General features: G+C 59.1%; 16 protein-coding genes. 11 read left to right on the top strand and 5 right to left on the bottom strand.

Features of this window, described 5'->3' with window-relative positions:
- Window positions 1-236 precede the first annotated feature (236 nt).
- Window positions 237-1,211: an LLM class flavin-dependent oxidoreductase gene (locus MU846_RS10290; RefSeq protein ID WP_246952383.1), complete on the bottom strand. Its 975-nt coding sequence runs from the start codon at window positions 1,209-1,211 to the stop codon at window positions 237-239.
- Between the two features lie 233 nt (window positions 1,212-1,444).
- Complete coding sequence (locus MU846_RS10285) at window positions 1,445-1,915, bottom strand: cytochrome c (RefSeq protein WP_246952380.1); 471 nt, start codon at window positions 1,913-1,915, stop codon at window positions 1,445-1,447.
- Window positions 1,916-2,332: 417 nt separating this feature from the next.
- Between MU846_RS10285 and MU846_RS14640 the strand changes: the two genes are divergently transcribed.
- From MU846_RS14640 to MU846_RS10260, 6 genes are all read left to right on the top strand, one after another.
- The gene (locus MU846_RS14640) at window positions 2,333-2,458 is read left to right on the top strand and encodes a hypothetical protein (protein WP_306799353.1); all 126 of its coding nucleotides are present in this window, start codon (window positions 2,333-2,335) and stop codon (window positions 2,456-2,458) included.
- Window positions 2,459-2,478: 20 nt separating this feature from the next.
- A complete protein-coding gene (locus MU846_RS10280; protein WP_246952378.1) occupies window positions 2,479-3,339 on the top strand; it encodes a c-type cytochrome in 861 nt (286 codons plus the stop codon).
- Window positions 3,340-3,396: 57 nt separating this feature from the next.
- Window positions 3,397-4,767: a cbb3-type cytochrome c oxidase subunit I gene (locus MU846_RS10275; RefSeq protein WP_246952376.1), complete on the top strand. Its 1,371-nt coding sequence runs from the start codon at window positions 3,397-3,399 to the stop codon at window positions 4,765-4,767.
- A gap of 1 nt (window position 4,768) precedes the next feature.
- Window positions 4,769-5,587 (top strand): CbbQ/NirQ/NorQ/GpvN family protein, encoded by an 819-nt coding sequence (locus MU846_RS10270; RefSeq protein WP_246952374.1) that lies wholly within the window; start codon window positions 4,769-4,771, stop codon window positions 5,585-5,587.
- A gap of 121 nt (window positions 5,588-5,708) precedes the next feature.
- A complete protein-coding gene (locus MU846_RS10265; protein WP_246952371.1) occupies window positions 5,709-7,748 on the top strand; it encodes a nitric oxide reductase activation protein NorD in 2,040 nt (679 codons plus the stop codon).
- Window positions 7,749-8,007: 259 nt separating this feature from the next.
- Window positions 8,008-10,314, top strand: coding sequence for an ADP-ribosylglycohydrolase family protein (locus MU846_RS10260; RefSeq protein ID WP_246952369.1), 2,307 nt, complete (start codon window positions 8,008-8,010; stop codon window positions 10,312-10,314).
- On the opposite strand, the gene MU846_RS10255 is transcribed toward MU846_RS10260, so the two are convergent.
- The 3 genes from MU846_RS10255 to MU846_RS10245 form a co-directional block, all read right to left on the bottom strand.
- The gene (locus tag MU846_RS10255) at window positions 10,294-10,623 is read right to left on the bottom strand and encodes an N-6 DNA methylase (RefSeq protein WP_246952367.1); all 330 of its coding nucleotides are present in this window, start codon (window positions 10,621-10,623) and stop codon (window positions 10,294-10,296) included. The genes MU846_RS10260 and MU846_RS10255 overlap by 21 nt on opposite strands.
- Complete coding sequence (locus MU846_RS10250; protein ID WP_246952365.1) at window positions 10,623-10,862, bottom strand: hypothetical protein; 240 nt, start codon at window positions 10,860-10,862, stop codon at window positions 10,623-10,625. The genes MU846_RS10255 and MU846_RS10250 overlap by 1 nt, the downstream gene beginning before the upstream one ends.
- A gap of 263 nt (window positions 10,863-11,125) precedes the next feature.
- Window positions 11,126-12,349 carry a PQQ-dependent sugar dehydrogenase gene (locus tag MU846_RS10245; RefSeq protein ID WP_246952363.1) on the bottom strand — a complete coding sequence of 408 codons (1,224 nt, stop codon included), beginning with the start codon at window positions 12,347-12,349 and terminating at the stop codon, window positions 11,126-11,128.
- Window positions 12,350-12,726: 377 nt separating this feature from the next.
- Between MU846_RS10245 and MU846_RS10240 the strand changes: the two genes are divergently transcribed.
- The 5 genes from MU846_RS10240 to MU846_RS10220 all read left to right on the top strand — a co-directional run bounded on the left by MU846_RS10240 (window position 12,727) and on the right by MU846_RS10220 (window position 18,442).
- A complete protein-coding gene (locus MU846_RS10240; RefSeq protein WP_246952360.1) occupies window positions 12,727-13,701 on the top strand; it encodes an NUDIX domain-containing protein in 975 nt (324 codons plus the stop codon).
- 64 nt (window positions 13,702-13,765) lie between these two features.
- Complete coding sequence (locus tag MU846_RS10235; RefSeq protein ID WP_246952358.1) at window positions 13,766-13,996, top strand: hypothetical protein; 231 nt, start codon at window positions 13,766-13,768, stop codon at window positions 13,994-13,996.
- A gap of 178 nt (window positions 13,997-14,174) precedes the next feature.
- The gene (locus tag MU846_RS10230; protein ID WP_246952356.1) at window positions 14,175-16,202 is read left to right on the top strand and encodes a type I restriction-modification system subunit M; all 2,028 of its coding nucleotides are present in this window, start codon (window positions 14,175-14,177) and stop codon (window positions 16,200-16,202) included.
- A 375-nt stretch (window positions 16,203-16,577) separates the two neighbouring features.
- A complete protein-coding gene (locus MU846_RS10225) occupies window positions 16,578-17,039 on the top strand; it encodes a GIY-YIG nuclease family protein (protein WP_246952354.1) in 462 nt (153 codons plus the stop codon).
- On the top strand, window positions 17,036-18,442 hold the full coding sequence (locus tag MU846_RS10220) for a restriction endonuclease subunit S (protein WP_246952351.1): 1,407 nt from the start codon (window positions 17,036-17,038) through the stop codon (window positions 18,440-18,442). The genes MU846_RS10225 and MU846_RS10220 overlap by 4 nt, the downstream gene beginning before the upstream one ends.
- The last annotated feature ends 177 nt before the right edge of the window (window positions 18,443-18,619 follow it).

The raw sequence follows: 18,619 nt of genomic DNA, 5'->3' as shown, positions 1-18,619 counted from the left end.
TCGGCTCGTGAGCGCGAGAATGGCAATCCCGGCGCAGGGCCGGGGGCGCGTATGATGGAGCAAGGTGTATCGAAAGCTGAAGGAGCCGGCAGCACCTCGTCCGGGTATGAACCATCCCGCACGGTGCACACTATGCCATCAGCATCAGCATCAGCATCAGCATCAGCATCAGCATCAGCATCAGCCGTCAGCCGTCAGCCGTCAGCCGTCAGCCGTCAGCCGTCAGCCGTCAGCCGTCAGCAGTCAGCAGTCAGCGCCAGCGAATGCAGCCGCGCCTGATGATCGTAAATATCCGCCACAACAATCAGCTCATCCGCACCGGTTTGCGCCACCAGCGAATCAATGCCGGCCCGCACCGTTTGTGGCGAACCGATAATTGAACACGCCAGCATCTGGCTGGCCTGCATTTTTTCACGCGGCGACCAATACTGCTCGATATCGTCAATCGGCGGCTGGCTGAGCCCGCGTGCGCCGCGCAGCAAATTGGCAAACGACATCTGCTGGGTGGTCGCCAGCCGGCGCGCTTCATCGTCAGTATCCGCCGCAATAATATTGACGCCCACCATGGCGTGGGGTGCTTGTAACTGTGCCGAGGGTTTGAAACGGCTGCGATACACCTCCAGCGCCGGCATCAGCTGCTGCGGCGCAAAATGCGAGGCAAACGCATAGGGCAAGCCAAGCTCCGCAGCCAGCGCCGCACCAAAGGTGCTTGAGCCCAGAATCCACAACGGCACCTGCGTGCCTTCCCCGGGAATAGCGCGAATATTCTGGCCTGGTAGCGCCGGCGCCAGCAGCGCCTGAAGCTCCAGCACATCCTCGGGAAAGCGATCCGAGGTCGCCGGTGTGCGGCGCAGGGCGCGCAGCGTGCTTTGATCCGTGCCTGGCGCACGGCCCAGGCCGAGATCAATCCGGCCGGGATAAAGATGCGCCAGCGTGCCGAACTGCTCCGCAATCACCAACGGCGAGTGATTCGGCAACATGATGCCGCCGGCACCCACGCGAATGCGCGACGTACCCGCCGCAATATGGCTGATCACCAGCGACGTTGCCGCACTCGCGATGCTCTCCATGTTGTGGTGCTCCGCCACCCAGATACGCTGGTAACCCAGCTGCTCGGCGTGCACGGCCAGATCACGCGCATTGTCCAGCGATTCGCGGATGCTGCCGCCTTCCGTGACGCGCACCAGATCGAGAATTGAAAGGCGGGGCATGATACCTCTCCTGTGCAGGGGGTGCGGGTAAGCACGACCCAGAGAAAAGCCCCAGTCGGATCAGCGCCTGGGGCTTGGGCTGCCGGAGGGCCGTGCGTGCAGCAGGCCGATCCGGCCGGATCAGATGCAGCCTAGTGTAACGAAATGGCGCGGCGATGGCTGCCCGGCAGGACAAGCGTCGGCCGTGACGGAAAACCCCCGGCTGGGAATGTCCGGCAAGTTGCTGATAGCGATCAGGGCTGCTGGAAGCTTGGGAATCGTTGTGCTGCGTGCTCCGTGTGACACACCAGGCAGGCATCCAGCATCTCACCAAATACAGCGCGCTGCCGAGGCTTGTCTCCCGCCTGAGCTGCCTCTGCCAGCCGGGCACTCAACGCGTGAAATGCCGCGTCACGCGCCAGAAACTCTTCCGACGCGGCCGCGAGCAGCGCCCGTTCCTGATCTTCGGTCAGCGCCTGCGCCAGAATAAAACTGTCATGGATTTGCCGGGCCTCGCGAGCGACCAGCGCGTCCTCGCCACGCACCATGGCGTTGATGATGTTCTGGGTAGCGCCGAGAATGGCATTCATTTCCTGGATCAGCAGCCCTCTCACATCGGGAGGGAGTCGAGAGCCAATGTCTTCTTCCGCCAGGGCCGGCGTGACAGGAAAAATGCTGTATGAAAATAGCAGTACACATATTTTCAGATATCTGTTTATCGACATTGCAGTGGCCCGCCTATCATGGATGGGTGTGCCTCGATGCTACGGGGCGGGGCAGGCCGGTTCAAGGGCACAGGTGCCTGCTGTGATGGGCGACAAAAAACGAGATGGCGCGCGCCAGTGAGAAATCAGCCGAACCAGCATGTGTTGACCATGAGCCTTATGGGTTCTACATTCGGATTTGTATCGAGGGCAAGTGGGGCAGCTCTTTACAGGTGTCACAGTATTGCCGCTGAAGAACGCCATATTGGGCAGGTTGTGGTGCGGTGGATCGCCAAGCTACTGTGCTCTGGCATATGTCCATATTTTTATGGCGTGAAAAAGTGCTGGCCACGGCTGGGCGGGCGTTATAACGATAACAGAGCTGCATTTGAGGTTGGGACATCCGGCGCAAGCCGATACCAACAGGGAGAAAGGAGTATGGAACGCAAGAAGCTGTATAAGCCCATTCGCATTGTCAGTTTTATCGTGCTCGCCTTGATGCTGGCATCCGTCCTTTTCGCATTCACCATGACCGGCCTTCACTGGACCGGCATCAATGTCTGAATCCTGAAAGGGGTGCCCTCATGAATAACAGACAAGCCAGGATCTTCGCGTGGGGTTCGACCATCGCCGCTGCGGTGATATTTCTCGGCCTGACGCTGGATAGCCACCGGCAGTTTCCCAATCTGACCAACGCGGAAAATATTACCCCCGAGGTGACGCACGGCAAGGACGTGTGGCACAAATACAACTGCATCAACTGCCATACCCTGTTTGGCGAAGGTGCCTACTACGCACCGGATCTCACCAAGATTACCCAGCACCGCAGTGAAGCCTATCTGCATGCCTACATGCGCGATCCCGGCAGCTTTTACGATGAGCAGCGCCATCGGCGCCTGATGCCGCAGCAGAATCTGAGCGAAGAAGAGATCGTGAATCTGGTCAAGTTTCTTGATTGGGTAGCCAATGTCGATAACCAGGGCTGGCCGCCCCGGCCGATTCTGGTCACGGGTGGCTTCACGGCCGGGCCGGGTTCCAGCGGGGCAGGGCAGCCAGTGCCGGTGCAGAGTTCCTCCACCTCGGTGGGTGTGCGCCCCGTTGACGCCGGGGATGATATCCGCGCCCTTGGCGAAAATGTATTCCGTACCGCCATGCCCACCTGTGTTGCCTGCCATTCGCTGGCGCCCGGCGCGGACGGTGCCGGCCCGAGCCTGGCGGGAATCGTCCGCCGCACCGAGGCGCTGCTGGCGTCGGGAAATTATCAAGGGCAGGCATCCGATGTGGAAGGTTATCTGAGAGAGGCCATCGTTGATCCCAGCGCACACCTGAATACCGGCGGCATGTATTCCGCCAATGGTGTGTCCTTCATGCCGGACACCTACGGCGAGAGCCTGAGTGAAGAAGAGATCGAGCAACTGGTCGCGTTCCTGACCACACTCAAGTAATACAGGCAGCCGCAGCGCCGTGCTTGCCACGGTGCGTGGCTCAGACGGAGAACAACGATGCGCTACAAGTCACAGTCAGTCGCCTATTGGTACTTTGCCGTCGCCCTTGTGCTATTCGGTCTGCAACTGGTCTTCGGCCTGCTGTCGGCAACGAAATATCTGGGGCCCGATCCGCTGCTGTATATTCTTCCTTTCGACGTTACCAAAGTCATTCACACCAACCTGCTGATCGTCTGGGTGCTGACCGGTTTCATGGGCGCCACCTACTGGCTGGTGCCGGATGAATCTCGTACCGAGCTTCACAGCACAAAATTGGCCTACGTTCAGCTGATTCTGTGGACGGGCATGGGCGTGGCGGCGGTGATCGGTTATCTGTTCCGCTACGGCACCGGAAACAAGTTGCTGGAGCAACCTCTGCCGCACAAGCTGGTGATGGTGGTCTGCTTCCTGATCTTTATCTACAACATCGGCATGACGATCAAGAAATCCGGGCGCTTCACCACTACCGAAGGAGTGCTGGTGCTGGGGATCGTCAGTTCCGCCGTGCTGTTTTTCCCGGCACTGCTTTATTACGAAAACTACACCGTTTCGATTTTCTACCGCTGGTGGACGATTCACCTGTGGGTGGAAGGTGTGTGGATGATGATCATGGGCGCGTTCCTCGCCTACCTGCTGATCCGCCTCTCTGGCGCGGATCGCGAGGTGATGGAGAAATGGCTCTATGTGATCGTCGGGCTGGTATTTCTGGCCGGCATCCTGGGCACGGCACACCACTATTACTGGGTCGGCGTGCCGCATTACTGGTTGCCAATCGGCGGGTTTTTCAGTGCGCTGGAGCCGCTGGCTATTGTCGGCATGGCGATTTATGCCTACGGTGCGATGCGCCGCTCGGGCATGTCGCACCCTAATGTGCTGGCGTTGCACTGGACATTGGGCAGCACTATTTTCACCCTGTTTGGCGCCGGGCTGCTGGGGCTGGCGCATACATGGCCGAGCATCAACAAGTGGACACACGGCACGCTGATAACCGCCATGCACGGCCACGCGGCCTTCTACGGCGCCTATGCCATGATCACGCTGGCGATGATCAGCTACGCACAGCCCTCGCTGACCCAGGGCCGCCCGGAAAAAGGCACGAGCATTGGCTATTGGGCATTCTGGCTGCAATTGGGCGGGATGTTCGGCATGACGATCTCCTTTGCCACGGCGGGCATCGGCCAGGTTTATCTGGAGCGCATCATGGGCATGGGTTATCTGGATGCACAACTGAAAATCCAGATTCACTTTGTCATGCTGATTATTTGCGGCACCATCTTCGCTACCGGGGTGGCGCTGTTTATTTACGATTTCTTCCGCTATCGGCCGCGCTTCGATGTCGACGAACCGGCGGCAGAGGGCAGCACGGCATCTGACGCCCGCGTGAGTTGAGATGAGAGCAGACGACGCGTTGCGCGGCCTGGGCAGCCAGGCCGCCGAAGCCCCCTGGTATCACCCCACCGGCAACGAAGTGGGCCGGGTCGGACAGTGCCACGCCAATGGCCTCGCGGTGATGCTCAAGGGGCCGACCGGTTGTGGCAAGACCCGTTTCATCGAGCACATGGCCTGGAAGCTGGGGCGCCCACTGGTCACCATTCCCTGCCACGATGATCTGGCCGCCAGCGACCTCATCGGCCGCTTCCTGATCCGCCACAACGGCACCGTCTGGCAAGACGGTCCGCTGACGCGTGCGGTGCGGGAGGGGGCGATCTGCTATCTGGATGAAGTGGTCGAGGCCCGGCAGGATACCGTTGTGGTGCTGCACGCGCTGACTGATCACCGCCGTATTCTGCCGATCGACAAGACCGGCGAAACCGTACAGGCCGCGCCCGGATTCCAGCTGGTGGTGTCGTATAACCCCGGCTACCAGCGCATGCTGAAAGACCTCAAGCCGAGCACCCGCCAGCGTTTTGTTGCAATGGATCTGGATTTTCCGCCTGCGGATATCGAGGCGCGCATCGTGCACCGTGAAAGCGCGGTTGATGACGCCGCCGCTCGCGGGCTGGTGGCACTCGCCGAACGTATCCGGCAGTTGCGTGACCGTGGCCTGGCCGAAGTGCCCAGCACGCGCTTGCTAGTGAACGCCGGCAAATTGATGGTCGCCGGTATCGGCCCGCGAGAAGCCTGCCAGGCGGCCATTGTATCGCCGCTTTCCGATGAGCCATCCATGGTGGCCGCGTTAAGCGATCTGGTCGAGGCCACTTTTGTCTAGGCGGGCAAGGGCAATGAAAATCTGGCGCGTGCAAGCCCGCCGAATGCGGAGAAGCGCATGTACACAATATGCCGCGTTGCAAACAATGCTTTGATGAAACCCGCCGCCGGGCCAGCAAATCATGGCTGAAGCAGAAGACCTGCTCAGTGATGCCGCACGCCACGCAACGGTTTATGCCCAGCGGCTATGGCGCCGCTACCGCCCACCGCCGCCGGCGGCACCCACCGCGCTGCTGGCGGATATCGCACCGCGACTCGATCTGCTGGTGACCGCCGTGGCCGGGCGCAGCCTGCCCATTCGCATCGCGCAACTGCCGGCCCGGCCGACATTGCTGTCACGCATATATCGCCGCAACCAGTCGCCCTGGCTGAAACAACCCATACCGGCCACCAGCGGGGAGCGGCTGTGGTTGCCGGCCGACTCCGGCATGGAAAACATCACCCAAGGCAACGCATTTTTCCGCGCCATGGCACTGCAACAGGCGGCAAGGGCCAGCCGTGGCAGCGCCGAGTGGCTTGATCCGGCCTGGCCGGCATTGCTTGCGGATGCTTATCTGCTGCTTGAAGCCTGGGCCGCCGATATCCAGCTGGCGGAGCAACTGCCCGGCATGGCCAGCGCCGTCACCCGGTTACGCCAGCACGCGTTGCAGATGCGCCCGCCGCTTCACGCGTTTTCTCCCGTGCGCCGGCCACTTGAAAGCTTGCTGCGGCAATTGCTGGCAACACCCTGCGGGCAGCTCTGCACGGTAATGCCGCACAGCTCGTCACCGCAAGATTCGGTATTGCTGGCACCGAAAGTGCTGGCCAGTATCGGCCTGCCCCCTGACGACAAAAACGGCGGCAATGCCCCATTATTGAAAGACTGGTGGACAGGCGAACTGCGCCGGCCAGCGCTCGGCGAGCGCAACACAATTGCCGACAGCGGCATACTGACCGAACCACAGACAACCAGCGAACCGACGCGCAGCTCCCGCCTGCTGCGGCGGCCGGAAGTGCGTGAAGCGGAAGACGGCGAGGACGATAACAAAGACCCCGGCATCTTCATGGTGCAAGCGGATGAACCGCATCAGCAGGCGGAAGATCCTCTCGGCCTTAATCGCCCGGTCGACAAAGATGAAGACATCAGCGCCGATGAATATGGCGACATGCTTTCGGAGCTTTCCCATGCGCGGCTCGTCTCCACGCCGGGCCGCTCCAGAGAAGTGCTGATCTCCGACGACCCGCCCGACACCAACACCGCCATGCAATTGAAAACCGCGATCCGCGAACAGAACGGCCTTCGCTACCCGGAATGGGATTATCGCATCAGTGCCTATCACCAGCCCGGCACAACGCTGCATGTGCTGCCCAACTTGCCGGGTTCCCAACAGTGGGTGGACGAGACACTGGCCGAACACCGCAGCCTGCTCAACCAGATCCGCCGTCGCTTTGAAATGCTCAGCGCCCAACGCGTTACCCGGCGCAAGCAACTGGATGGCGACGATATCGACCTGCAAGCCTATATCGACAGCTATGCTGATTTCCGCGCCGGCAGCAGCCTCTCCGAGGCGCTATACCAGACCCGGCGCACCGCCGAACGCAATCTGGCCATCACCCTGCTGATCGACATCAGCGGCTCCACCGACAGCTGGATAGCCAGCAACCGGCGCATCATCGACGTGGAGCGCGAAGCGCTGTTGCTCGTCAGCGTGGCACTGGAGGGGATGGGCGAACCGTGGTCAATCCAGGCATTCTCCGGCGAAGGGCCGGATGCCGTCATCGTCCGCCAGATTAAATCCTTCGATGAAAACTACAGCAACGACGTGGCGCTGCGCATCAGCTCACTGGAACCGGAACACTACACCCGCGCCGGCACCGCCATCCGCCACGCGAGCACCGGGTTGCTGAAGCAGCCGGCCAGCCACCGGCTGCTATTGGTGCTCTCGGATGGCAAGCCCAACGACAACGACATCTACGAAGGCCAATACGGCGTGGAAGACATGCGCCAGGCCATCACCGAAGCCACCCTGCAAGGCATCTCCGCCTTCTGTCTCACCATTGATCGCCAGGCCCCGGCTTACCTGCCACGCATCTTCGGCGCCCACAATTACGCACTACTGCCGAAGCCGGAGTTATTGCCAATGGTGTTGCTGGATTGGATGAAGCGGCTGGTGATGCATTGAGTGTCGACCATCGGCGAGCGGTGCCAGTCTCTATGTCGAATCAAGACCGCTTCCATTTTTTTCCAACCCCGCCAGCACCGCCCGGAAATTCGCCAGCCTTTCGATAATTGCCTCGGTCGGCTCATTCAGCGCGGCCGTAAATGGTCGCGAAGCAAATCTGGCAGGCGGCTTTCCCCATCTGCTCGCTACCCGAATCAATAAAAACCCAATAAAGTGTTCGCCTGCCGGGTAAATTGGATACTGATAACAGGAGCGCCCTGTGAGCATTCTCGATAGCGTCAATAACCCCCTTGAAATTGCCAGCGTTACTCTGCCCGCTGGCGGTGTTATCGGCATGGCCATCTGCCCGGGGAAAATTCAGCAGCAGTCCGTATCTGGTGAATTCAAGCGTGATCTCGATCTGGATCTCGACCTGATCAAAGTCTGGGGTGCGGCAGCGGTGGTCACGCTGATGCCACAAAGCGAACTTGACGCGTTGCAGGTTGGTCATCTGGGTACAGTGACAGAAAGCCGGGAGTTGCTCTGGTTTCATTTACCTATTGAAGATATCTCCGTACCCGAAACCTCTTTTGAGCGCGATTGGCTATACCAGGGTTTACGACTGCGGCAGCTACTGCGGGCGGGCAAGCGTATTCTGATTCACTGCCGGGGCGGCTTGGGCCGTACCGGCATGATAGCGGCCCGCCTATTGGTCGAGCTGGGAATGTCCGCCAACCAAGCTGTGACGGAGGTGCGCAAAGCCCGCCCCGGCGCCATTCAAACGCCGGCACAGGAGCATCATGTCCACGAGGCAAACCTCGCCACCAACGACGACTGGCTGGATCGCCTACTGGGCTGTTTGCTCGGCGGGGCTGTGGGCGACGCCTTTGGCTATGCCGTCGAGTTTGATTCCCTTGAATTGATCCGACAACGCTTCGGCCCCAAAGGGATGACTCAGCCACAGTATCAACAAGGCAAACTGGTGGTCAGTGACGACACGCAAATGACCCTGTTCACGCTGGAAGGCTTGCTCCGTTGCACGGACGGTGAGGGGGCTGTCAATCAGGAAGAGGCACTGGAGCAGATTCGGCTGGCTTATCTGGATTGGTTGGATACGCAAAGTGGCCGAGCCGCCTCGCCCCATCTGAGCGGACAACTGGCACGCAGCCCAGCCTTGCGAACACAGCGAGCACCGGGTAATACCTGCCTCGCAGCACTGAGCCAGGGCGGTAAAGGCACCCTGAGACAAGCCATCAATAACTCCAAAGGCTGTGGCGGGGTTATGCGAACTGCACCCGTTGGATTTCTGAGCCTGAACGACCCTTTTGATTTGGCGGCGGGAGCAGCAGCTTTGACGCACGGCCATCCCGACGGGTGGGCATCGGCGGGCGTATTGGCGCGTATCGTCCGTCGTCTGATTCGTGGCGAGCGCAAGTTTCTGGCCGTGCGCAACGGTTTCAGCGACGCCTCCGAATGGGGGCATGTATATGGCGTCGTTCCGAGCACTGATCTCTACCGTCTGGCCAAAGAGCTTGGCAGCCGGATGCGCTTCAATCCCGAGCAGGCAATTCGCCGTCTGGGGCACGGTTGGGTAGGTGACGAAGCACTGGCCATTGCGCTCTATGCGTTTTTATCGGCCCGCAACTTTCAAGATCTGATCATCCGCGCCGCCAATCACGATGGCGACAGCGACTCCACTGCGTCCATTGCCGGTCAGCTCTGGGGTGCCGCACGGGGTATCGCCGATATCCCTCACGCCTGGGTGCGCCGGCTGGACGTGCTGGACGATATTCTGGCTCTGGCCGCACAAGCCAAAGATTGGCCAGTCGAGGTCGATAGCCAAAAAGAAAATTGGTTTGCATCCGGCCGGTTACCGCCGCCTTTAGCAGGTGTGGGCGAAGGCGGTGAAGACGATAGCAGTCCAGAAGATGATGAAGGCTGGAGTGATGGCGAAGACTGCGAAGTAATAGATGAAAACGCAGAGTGGGAAGATATCGCGGTCGAAGGGTGCGACAGGCTGAAAGAAAAGTGCGAGCCGACGGGCGAAGAAAAGTGGGACGACACCCTGGAGATTGTGATCGAGCAGGCGAAACCGGACATTGTCAGCCAATCGCCGGGCTTGAAGGAGCAGTTTGACGCCGCCTGCATACCTGCCGAAGCGTCAGCCACCGAATACCCGCCACCGGCTTTTTTTGATTTTTCCGATGCGGTACAGCGAGCGCATGGCCTGGTTGCCTTTTATCATCATGGAAACTCTCACCGGCTCCAGACCACCCAGCTGATTTGGGAGCAGCTGCCGGCGCCGCGAGCGGATAACAGCACCCGCCTTTGCCAGCACATGGGCATAAAAGGTCATGGCAAAAAAGGTCTGCTGCGATTAATGTCCCGCTTCCTCAAAGAAGCCGATGAGGCCTGCGCCGCCGTTGTCACTGACGGCACCAGCCTCACGCCCGAAGGCACCATCGACTGGGCTGCCACCGCAGACGAATTTCAGCAAATGGATAAAGCCCTGTTGAGTTTTGCCTGGGCTTTCAGCCGGGCGGTTGAACGATTTGTGCAGAAGGCCTCACACATCCAGCATGAATAGATTGCTGATTGGAGTTATCCGGCACCACCCCGCAGCCTTGCCGGTGGTCTTGAGCATACTGCGGATATGCTGCACGAAGTTGAGCTGCTTGTTCGAGGTGGTTGCCCAGAAGTCCTGACGGTTATAGGTCAGGTCATCAGTTTCCTGCTCGCCTTCTTCATTGGTAAAGCTCATGGAGTTTTTCTTGCCGAAAGGCGGGTTGGCCAGTACATAGTCCACACTGATCGGGCTGGGCGCGATCAGTGCGTCATTCGGGGAAATCAAGCTCTCGCCGTCAATTTCGCCGATGTTGTGCAAAAAGATATTCATCAGGCAAAGGCGGCGATCATTTCGATCAGTCGATACAGCTTCGCCGGGTCCTGAATTTTATTCTGTGCCTTGGTAAAGATTTGCCCGAGCATACCCTTCTTGTTGCCCAGCTTGCGTAGCAGCTCCACATACAGCACTTCCAGCTCCGCACCCTTCTTGCGAGTGAGCGCCTGCCAGGAATATTTTTTCGGAATACCCACATCCCGATTGTGGGGCGGCTTGCTGTATTCACCGGCCATTTTCAGGAAGATCAGGTAGGTGAGCCACTGAATACGGTGTCCGGCTTCCCTTCACAAATGATAGGTTGCCGCCGATACATGGACGAGTGTAGCCCGAAAAGAGCTGCTCCGGCCCTTCCTATTACAGCCAGCCGATTGCAGCCAGTAGAGGAGGGTAGCGGTTGGCAGCGCCACGGGCAGGCTTTTTATGAATCTGCGAAATGCCCCTGCGAGGAAGGGGCCGGGCTTACCGGCCCCCTGATCGGGCTTCTATCGTCGCGTGATCATTCCGCTGGCGTCAGCTTCAACAACGCACTGCCACCACCCCGCGTGCCGTCTTCCAGCAGCCAGATGGCACCCTCCGGGCCTTGTTCCACTTCGCGGATGCGGCGCTGCATTTCGAAACGCTCGGCTTCGCGAGCGTTCTCGCCATCGAACTCCACACGCACCAGCGCCATGGACGACATGCCGCCAATAAAGCCGCTGCCGTGCCAGTCGGGGAACTGATCGCCGTCATAGATGATGAATCCGGCAGGGGAAATCACTGGCGTCCAGGTGATGACGGGTGCATTGAATTCCGGGCGGGTGCTGTGATCGGGGATCGGCGTGTCATCGTAATGGTTGCCGTTGGAAACGAGCGGGTAGCCATAATTGCCGCCGCGCTCGATCAGGTTCAGCTCGTCGCCGTCTTTGGGCCCCATTTCATGTGCCCACAGGCGGCCGTCTGCATCGAACGCCATGCCAAGAATGTTGCGGTGGCCGAGTGACCATATTTGCGCGGCAATATCGCCCTGATCGGCGAACGGGTTGTCTTCCGGCACGCTGCCATCGTCATTGAGGCGCACGATCTTGCCCAGGTTGGTGTTCATGTCCTGCGCCGGGTCGAATTCCTTGCGTTCGCTGGAGCTGATCCACAGCATGCCATCGTCGTCGAAGGCGATGCGGTAGCCGAAGTGGCCGTCACCGCTTTTCTTGGGGGTTTGGCGCCAGATCACCTCAAGGTTTTCTAGCGCGCCGCCACCTTCGTCATCGAGCGCCAGTTCGGCGCGTGCGACAGCTGCGCCAAGGCCGCTCTCGTCGGCTTCGACAAAGCTGATGTAAACGAGCTTGTTATCCTCGAAATCCGGGTGCAGCACCACATCGCCCAGGCCGCCTTGTGCGACATGCTCAACCTCGGGGACGCCGGTGATCGTGCCGGTGTGGTCGTTATCAATGTCGTACAGCTGCAATTCGCCCGCCATTTCGGTGACCAGCAGGCGGCCATCAGGCAGAAACGTCATCGCCCAAGGGGAATCGAAGCGTGCCACTTCGATCACGTTGAACGCTTCCCGCTCGGGCGTCACTTCTGCGGGCGCGGCTTCGGGGGCCGCGGGCGCGATTGCGCTGGGGGTTTCTGTGGTGGCCGTCTCTGCGGCGGTGCTGGTTTCAGGGCTGTCTGTGTTGTCGCTGCACGCCGCAAGCAGCCCGAGGGCCGCGGCGAGAATCAGTGAATATCTGAGGGGGATCATGACAACTCCTTCTGCGTCTGAAGGGGAGCGAGTGCCGGGGCGCGGCTCCCGTTATGAGCATGACGAAGGCCGGTCTGGCAGGGGCTGCCGGGGCCTTGTCAGCCGACTATAGCAGACGGTGCGTGTTTTGCCGTGGCGGTGGTGTAGCTGGGCGCAGGTGTCGTCGATCTGCCTCGGCGCGAGGGGCGACATGATATGTCGCCCTTGTGCGCGATGATCGTCGGCAAGCTTGAAAGCCTTCCAGATGACGGGCTGAATCAAGCGGCCGAAATATCAGACACAATAGGCGATTGATTGCTGCGCGTCGGGGAAGGTCGCGTTGCAAGAAGTCTCAGAGCAGGTGGCGCGAAAAAAAGCACGACGAGGGGGAGGATAATATGGCGGGGGCAATCGCAAAGGCCAGCGCATACGGCGGTATTCTGTTGAAAGAGGGCGGCCAGATACTGCTGAGAGAGCCGAGCAACCATTACGACGGTTACGTCTGGACGTTCGCCAAGGGCCGGCCGGAGCCGGGGGATACACCTGCTGTGACAGCACTCCGCGAAGTGCGGGAAGAAACCGGCTATCAGGCAGAGATCATCGACGTGCTGCCGGGCCTGTTTCATGGCGGCACCACCACTAACGCCTATTTCATCATGCGCGCCCTTGAGCCTCAGAGTGCGCTGGATAGCGAAACCTGGGCCACCTGCTGGGTAACATTTCAGGAGGCGGAGCAGCTTATCGGGCAGACAAAAAATACGATAGGCCGCCAGCGTGATCTGGCCGTGCTCGCTGCCGCCAGAGCCTGGTTCGAACAGCATGGCGCAGCCTGTTTCGAGGGCGCGACGCGCACCAAAGAAGCGGTACAGGGCGAGCCCGTGACAAAGGCGCTTGCACTCGCCGCCGAGCAGCACTATCTCGGTTCGCCAGACGTGGTGCAGGCGTTGATGGCAAGCTGGTTTGACGTGGTCATCGACTGCCTGGCGCAGACCGCCACCGCAGAGCAACGCCACGCCAGAATGGTCGAGCTGGTACGCATCATGACGGAGGATGGCACCGGCTACACCCGCATCCCCAGCTGGCACACTGAAGGCGCGCTGGGCAAGGCGCTGATAACTGCCTGCAATCTGGATGCTGAATATGACCAAGGGGAAAACCTGGCGCTGATTGTTTCGGAAGCGCTGACTGCCATTGATTCCGCAGTACGCGAATTGGCTTACTACACAGTAGACGCACGCGACGGCGCCGAGCAATTCCAGCAGCGCACCGGCGAGCTTCTCAGCTTCGCGGTGGCGGTGTTCTTCGGCACCCATGAACTGCTGTTTCCCGGAAAAACACTGGTGAGTTTCAAGCCGCCGGCGGCTGCCAGTTAGTTTTAACTTTTTGGCCGAGCTGAAAGCCGTGGAGAAGCGCCAGCCCCCGCTCAAGTCCAGAGCATTGGACATCGCCCCCGGCACCCTGCTGATCTTCAAACCGGCCCCGGCGCTTCAAGCCCAGGTGGTGGAAGGCAGTCGCGTGGAATTCATGGGTGAAACCCTGAGCTTCTCCGGGGCCGCCATCAAAGCGTTTCGGCAGATCGGCCACCCTCGTAAAGTGGCGCGAGGGCCGGATTACTGGTGCTGGGAGGGTGTGACATTGACGGAGTGGAGTGTGGAGAAGCAGGTTTAAGCAGGGGGAGGCAAGCTGTTTGGGTCGGCCGCTTGGCATCTTCCGTAAAGGTACGGGCGATCAGGTGCCCTGTCTCCACGCACGCCGGCCACACGGACAAACGGGCATGGCAACCTATGACAGTCGATAGTGCAGCGGTTAAACTCGCCGCTTTGTCCCTCTCGCAAGGAGTTGTTGCGTGAACACGGAAAATCATTCCCAGACGGCTGCGTTTCTCTGGTCTATTGCCGATCTGCTGCGCGGCGACTTCAAGCAGTCCCAGTACGGCCGCATCATCCTGCCGTTCACGTTGCTGCGGCGTATGGAGTGCGTACTGGAGCCGACCAAGGCCACGGTGCTGGCCCAGGCGCAAGAGCACAGCAACAAGCCCGACCTGGTCCGTGAACGCCTGTTGCTGCGTGCCGCCGGTCAGCAATTCTTCAACGCATCTCCCCTGAGCCTGGCGACCCTGTCCGATACCCAGACGCGGGACGACCTGATGAGCTATGTGCAGTCCTTCAGCAAGGACGCCCGGGAAATCTTCGAGCACTTCGAGTTCGATAACTTCGTTCAGCAGCTGGCCAGCGCCGATCTGCTTTATCAGGTGGTGCAGCGCTTCGCCGCCACCGACCTGAGCCCCGAGCGCATCAGCAACTTCGGCATGGGTATCATCTTCGAGGAGCTGATCCGCAGGTTCGCTGAAAGCTCCAACGAAACCGCCGGGGAGCACTTCACCCCGCGTGACATCGTGCACCTGACCACCTCGCTGGTGATCACCGGGCAGGACGACAAGCTCAAGCCCAACAGCATCGTCACCATATATGATCCGACAGCGGGCACGGGCGGGTTTCTATCCGAGGGCGACGAGTACATCCAGTCCATCAGCGACAAGGTCACCGTATCGCTGCATGGCCAGGAGCTGAACCCCGAGTCCTACGCCATCTGTAAAGCGGACATGCTGATCAAGGGGCAGGACGTTACCAACATCAAACTCGGCAACACCTTGGCCGATGACCAATTGGCCGAGAACCGCTTCGACTTCATGCTCAGTAATCCGCCGTTCGGCGTGGAGTGGAAAAAGGTGCAGAAGCAGATCACCGATGAGCACAAGGAGAAAGGCTACAACGGTCGTTTCGGCCCCGGCCTGCCGCGTGTGTCGGATGGCTCCCTGCTGTTCCTGCTGCACCTGGTCAGCAAGATGCGTGCTGTACAGGGAGGTACGAATGTCGCGGGAGGCAGGACGCCGGGAGCGACTGATCCACGGGAAGGCGGTTCGCGCATCGGTATCATCCTCAACGGCTCGCCGCTGTTTACCGGCGGAGCAGGATCAGGCGAGTCCGAGATCCGTCGCTATCTGCTGCAGAACGACGTGGTCGAAGCCATAGTCGCGCTGCCCACCGATATGTTCTACAACACCGGCATCGCCACTTATGTCTGGGTGCTGTCCAACCACAAGGCAGCCGAGCGCAAGGGCAAGGTGCAGCTGATTGACGGCAGCCAGCACTTCGCCAAGATGCGCAAATCCCTGGGCAGCAAGCGCCAGTACATCACCGACGAGCAGATCGACGAGCTGGTGCGCCTGTATGGCCGCTTTGAGGAGACCCCGCAGAGCAAGATCTTCCCCGTTGAGGCCTTCGGCTACCGCCGCATCACCGTCGAGCGCCCGCTGCGCCTGAACTTCCAGACCAGCCCCGAGCGCATCAAGAAAGTGCTGGAAGAAAAGGCCATCCAGAAGCTGGATACGCCAGTTCAGGAGCGCATGATCGACGCCCTTCGCAGCATGGACGCCAGTACCGTGCATCGCAACCGTGAGCAGTTCACCAAGTCGCTGAGAGAGGCTCTCGCGAAGCACTATGTCAAACCCAGCACACCTGAGCTAAGGGCCCTGCTCAACGCCCTCAGCGAGCGCGACCCCGAGGCGGATATCTGCATGACCAAGGGCAAACCGGACGCCGACACCGGCTTGCGTGACTACGAGAACGTTCCGCTGGGTGAGTCGGTGTATGACTACTTCGAACGTGAGGTAAAACCCCATGTACCCGACGCCTGGATCGACGAGAGCAAGACCGATGCGCTGGATGGTGAGGTGGGTATTGTCGGCTTCGAGATTCCCTTCAACCGGCATTTCTATGTATTCCAGCCACCGCGCCCGTTGGAAGAAATCGACCGCGACCTGAAAGCCTGTACCGACCGTATCAAGCAAATGATCGAGGGGCTGTCGGCATGAGGGAAGGTTGTCAGTCCGCAAATTCCGGGTACAATCCGGTCAACAATACCCGCCAAGGCTATGTTCTCTGGAGCACCCTCAAACCGGCAGGTTACTCAATACACCCGCCATGCCTCTCCTGGAAGCACACTCTGGCGGGTTTTTATGCCTGAAGTTTAACGCAGTAGGCGCTTGCGAAAACGTGACACCAGCGGTGGCGCAAAGCTCTCCGGTACACAGCGTCATCCCTGCTGCTGACACTATCCCCCCGAGAGCCCAAGCTGTCACCCTGAGGGCCCAAGCTGTCACCCCGAGGGCCCAAACTGTCATCCTCATTGCCCAAACTGTCATCCCCGCGAAGGCGGGGATCCACACCGGCAAGCAAAGGAGTGCTGCATGAAACAATCCGCCGTCTACCTGTTGTGCAGCAAACCCAATGGCACACTCTACATCGGTGTCACATCCAATCTTGTACAACGGATATGGCAACATCGTGAAGGTGTAGTCGAGGGATTCACTCGTCGATACGGCGTAAAAACACTGGTCTGGTATGAGCAGCACGAAACCATGCAGAGTGCCATCAGCCGCGAAAAAGCATTGAAGAAATGGAATCGCTCCTGGAAGTTGCGTCTGGTGGCAGAACGCAATCCACAATGGCTCGACCTGTGGCCAGAAATCACCGGCCAAGAGTCCGGGTTTTCAAGTACGCCGTCATTTCGGGAAGCCTCAGGCGCACCGCTATCCCGGAACGATTCAGGTGGCTCGTCATTCCCGAGTGCTTTTATTGAGAATCCACGCTCACCCATGGATTCCCGCCTTCGCGGGAATGACGGTATTATTGAGGTAGACGAGCAATGAGCGGGTTTAAGCCGTACCCGGCGTATAAGGATTCGGGGGTGGAGTGGTTGGGGAAGGTGCCAGAGCATTGGGCGTTGATTCCAATAAAGCATCTCGCCTCACTCAATCCGAGAAAGTCGGATTTCCAGGTTGGTATACAGCTACTTTGCAGCTTCGTACCTATGGAAAAGCTGAAGACTGGTGTTTTGCTGTTGGATGAAGAACGCCAAATTAAAGAGGTTATAAATGGCTATACCTACTTTGAAGATGGCGATGTTTTACAGGCCAAAGTGACGCCGTGCTTTGAGAACAAAAATATTGCTATTGCTACTGGGTTGACCAATGGCATTGGCTTTGGCTCCAGTGAAATTAACGTGTTGAGGCCTAATCACTGCGTGAAGGCTGAGTACCTTTATTACCGCTTGCAGGAAGACAACTACATGGATTTCTGCACTTCCAGCATGATGGGTGCTGGTGGACTCAAGCGGGTGCCTACAAATGTGATCAATAATTTCACGATCGCGGCACCTGGGCTCGCAGAGCAAACCCAAATCGCCCGCTTCCTCGACCACGAAACCGCCCGCATCGACGCTCTGATCGAAGAGCAGCAGCGCCTGATCGAACTGCTCAAGGAAAAGCGCCAGGCCGTCATCTCCCACGCCGTCACCAAAGGCCTCGACCCGACGGTGCCGATGAAAGATTCCGGCGTGGAGTGGCTGGGAGAGGTGCCGGCGCACTGGGAGGTTGTTCGGCTAGGTGCACTCTATTCCGAAGCTGCAGATAAGGGTCTACCAGGACTTCCAGTCCTGCAGGTATCGATTCATCATGGGGTCTCGGATAAAGAGCTTACAGAAGAAGAATCGGATAGGAAAATAACCCGCATTGAGGATCGCGAAAAATATAAAAGAGTTCGCACCGGTGATCTCGTTTACAACATGATGAGGGCTTGGCAGGGCGGCTTCGGTGCCGTCAGGGTTGAGGGCTTGGTAAGCCCTGCTTATGTAGTTGCTCGACCTGAAAAAAATTTTGAAATTTCTCGGTATGTTGAGCAGCTATTGCGAACGGACCGCGCTGTGGAGGAAATGAGAAGGTATTCATACGGCATAACGGATTTCCGTTTACGTTTGTATTGGGACCAATTCAAAAATATCCGTATTGCTCTGCCGCCTGAACAGGAAAGGCAGGAAATCATGAAACGGTTGGCTTTGGTAACAGGCGAAGCACGCGTCTTGGAGGATGAGGCGGCCCACTTGGTATCGGTATTGCGCGAACGTCGCTCCGCCCTAATCTCCGCCGCCGTCACCGGCAAAATAGACGTGCGCAACTGGCAACCCGCAACAGCGGATAAGCTGGTGCACGAGCCCATGCCGATGACAGCTGAAGAGCCAGCCTGCTACAAGGTCAGTCCAGAGGGCATGGCATAACCAAATCATTATTGAGGGAGGATGTTATGGTGAGTGATGATTCGGGCTGTTACATCGGCAAGCAGATCTGTAGCTGACCATGGCAGGGGCGGCGCATATGTAAAGTTGCCTGTGTATCCTTACATGATCAGGACTGTATGTAAGGATTCCGCCTGCATCCTTACACATGAGACACAA

The sequence above is a fragment of the Alcanivorax quisquiliarum genome (assembly GCF_023051175.1).
Classification (GTDB): Bacteria; Pseudomonadota; Gammaproteobacteria; order Pseudomonadales; family Alcanivoracaceae; genus Isoalcanivorax; species Isoalcanivorax quisquiliarum.
The sequence above is the reverse complement of the archived record's forward strand: the minus strand, read 5'-3'. Positions and strand labels throughout refer to the sequence as shown.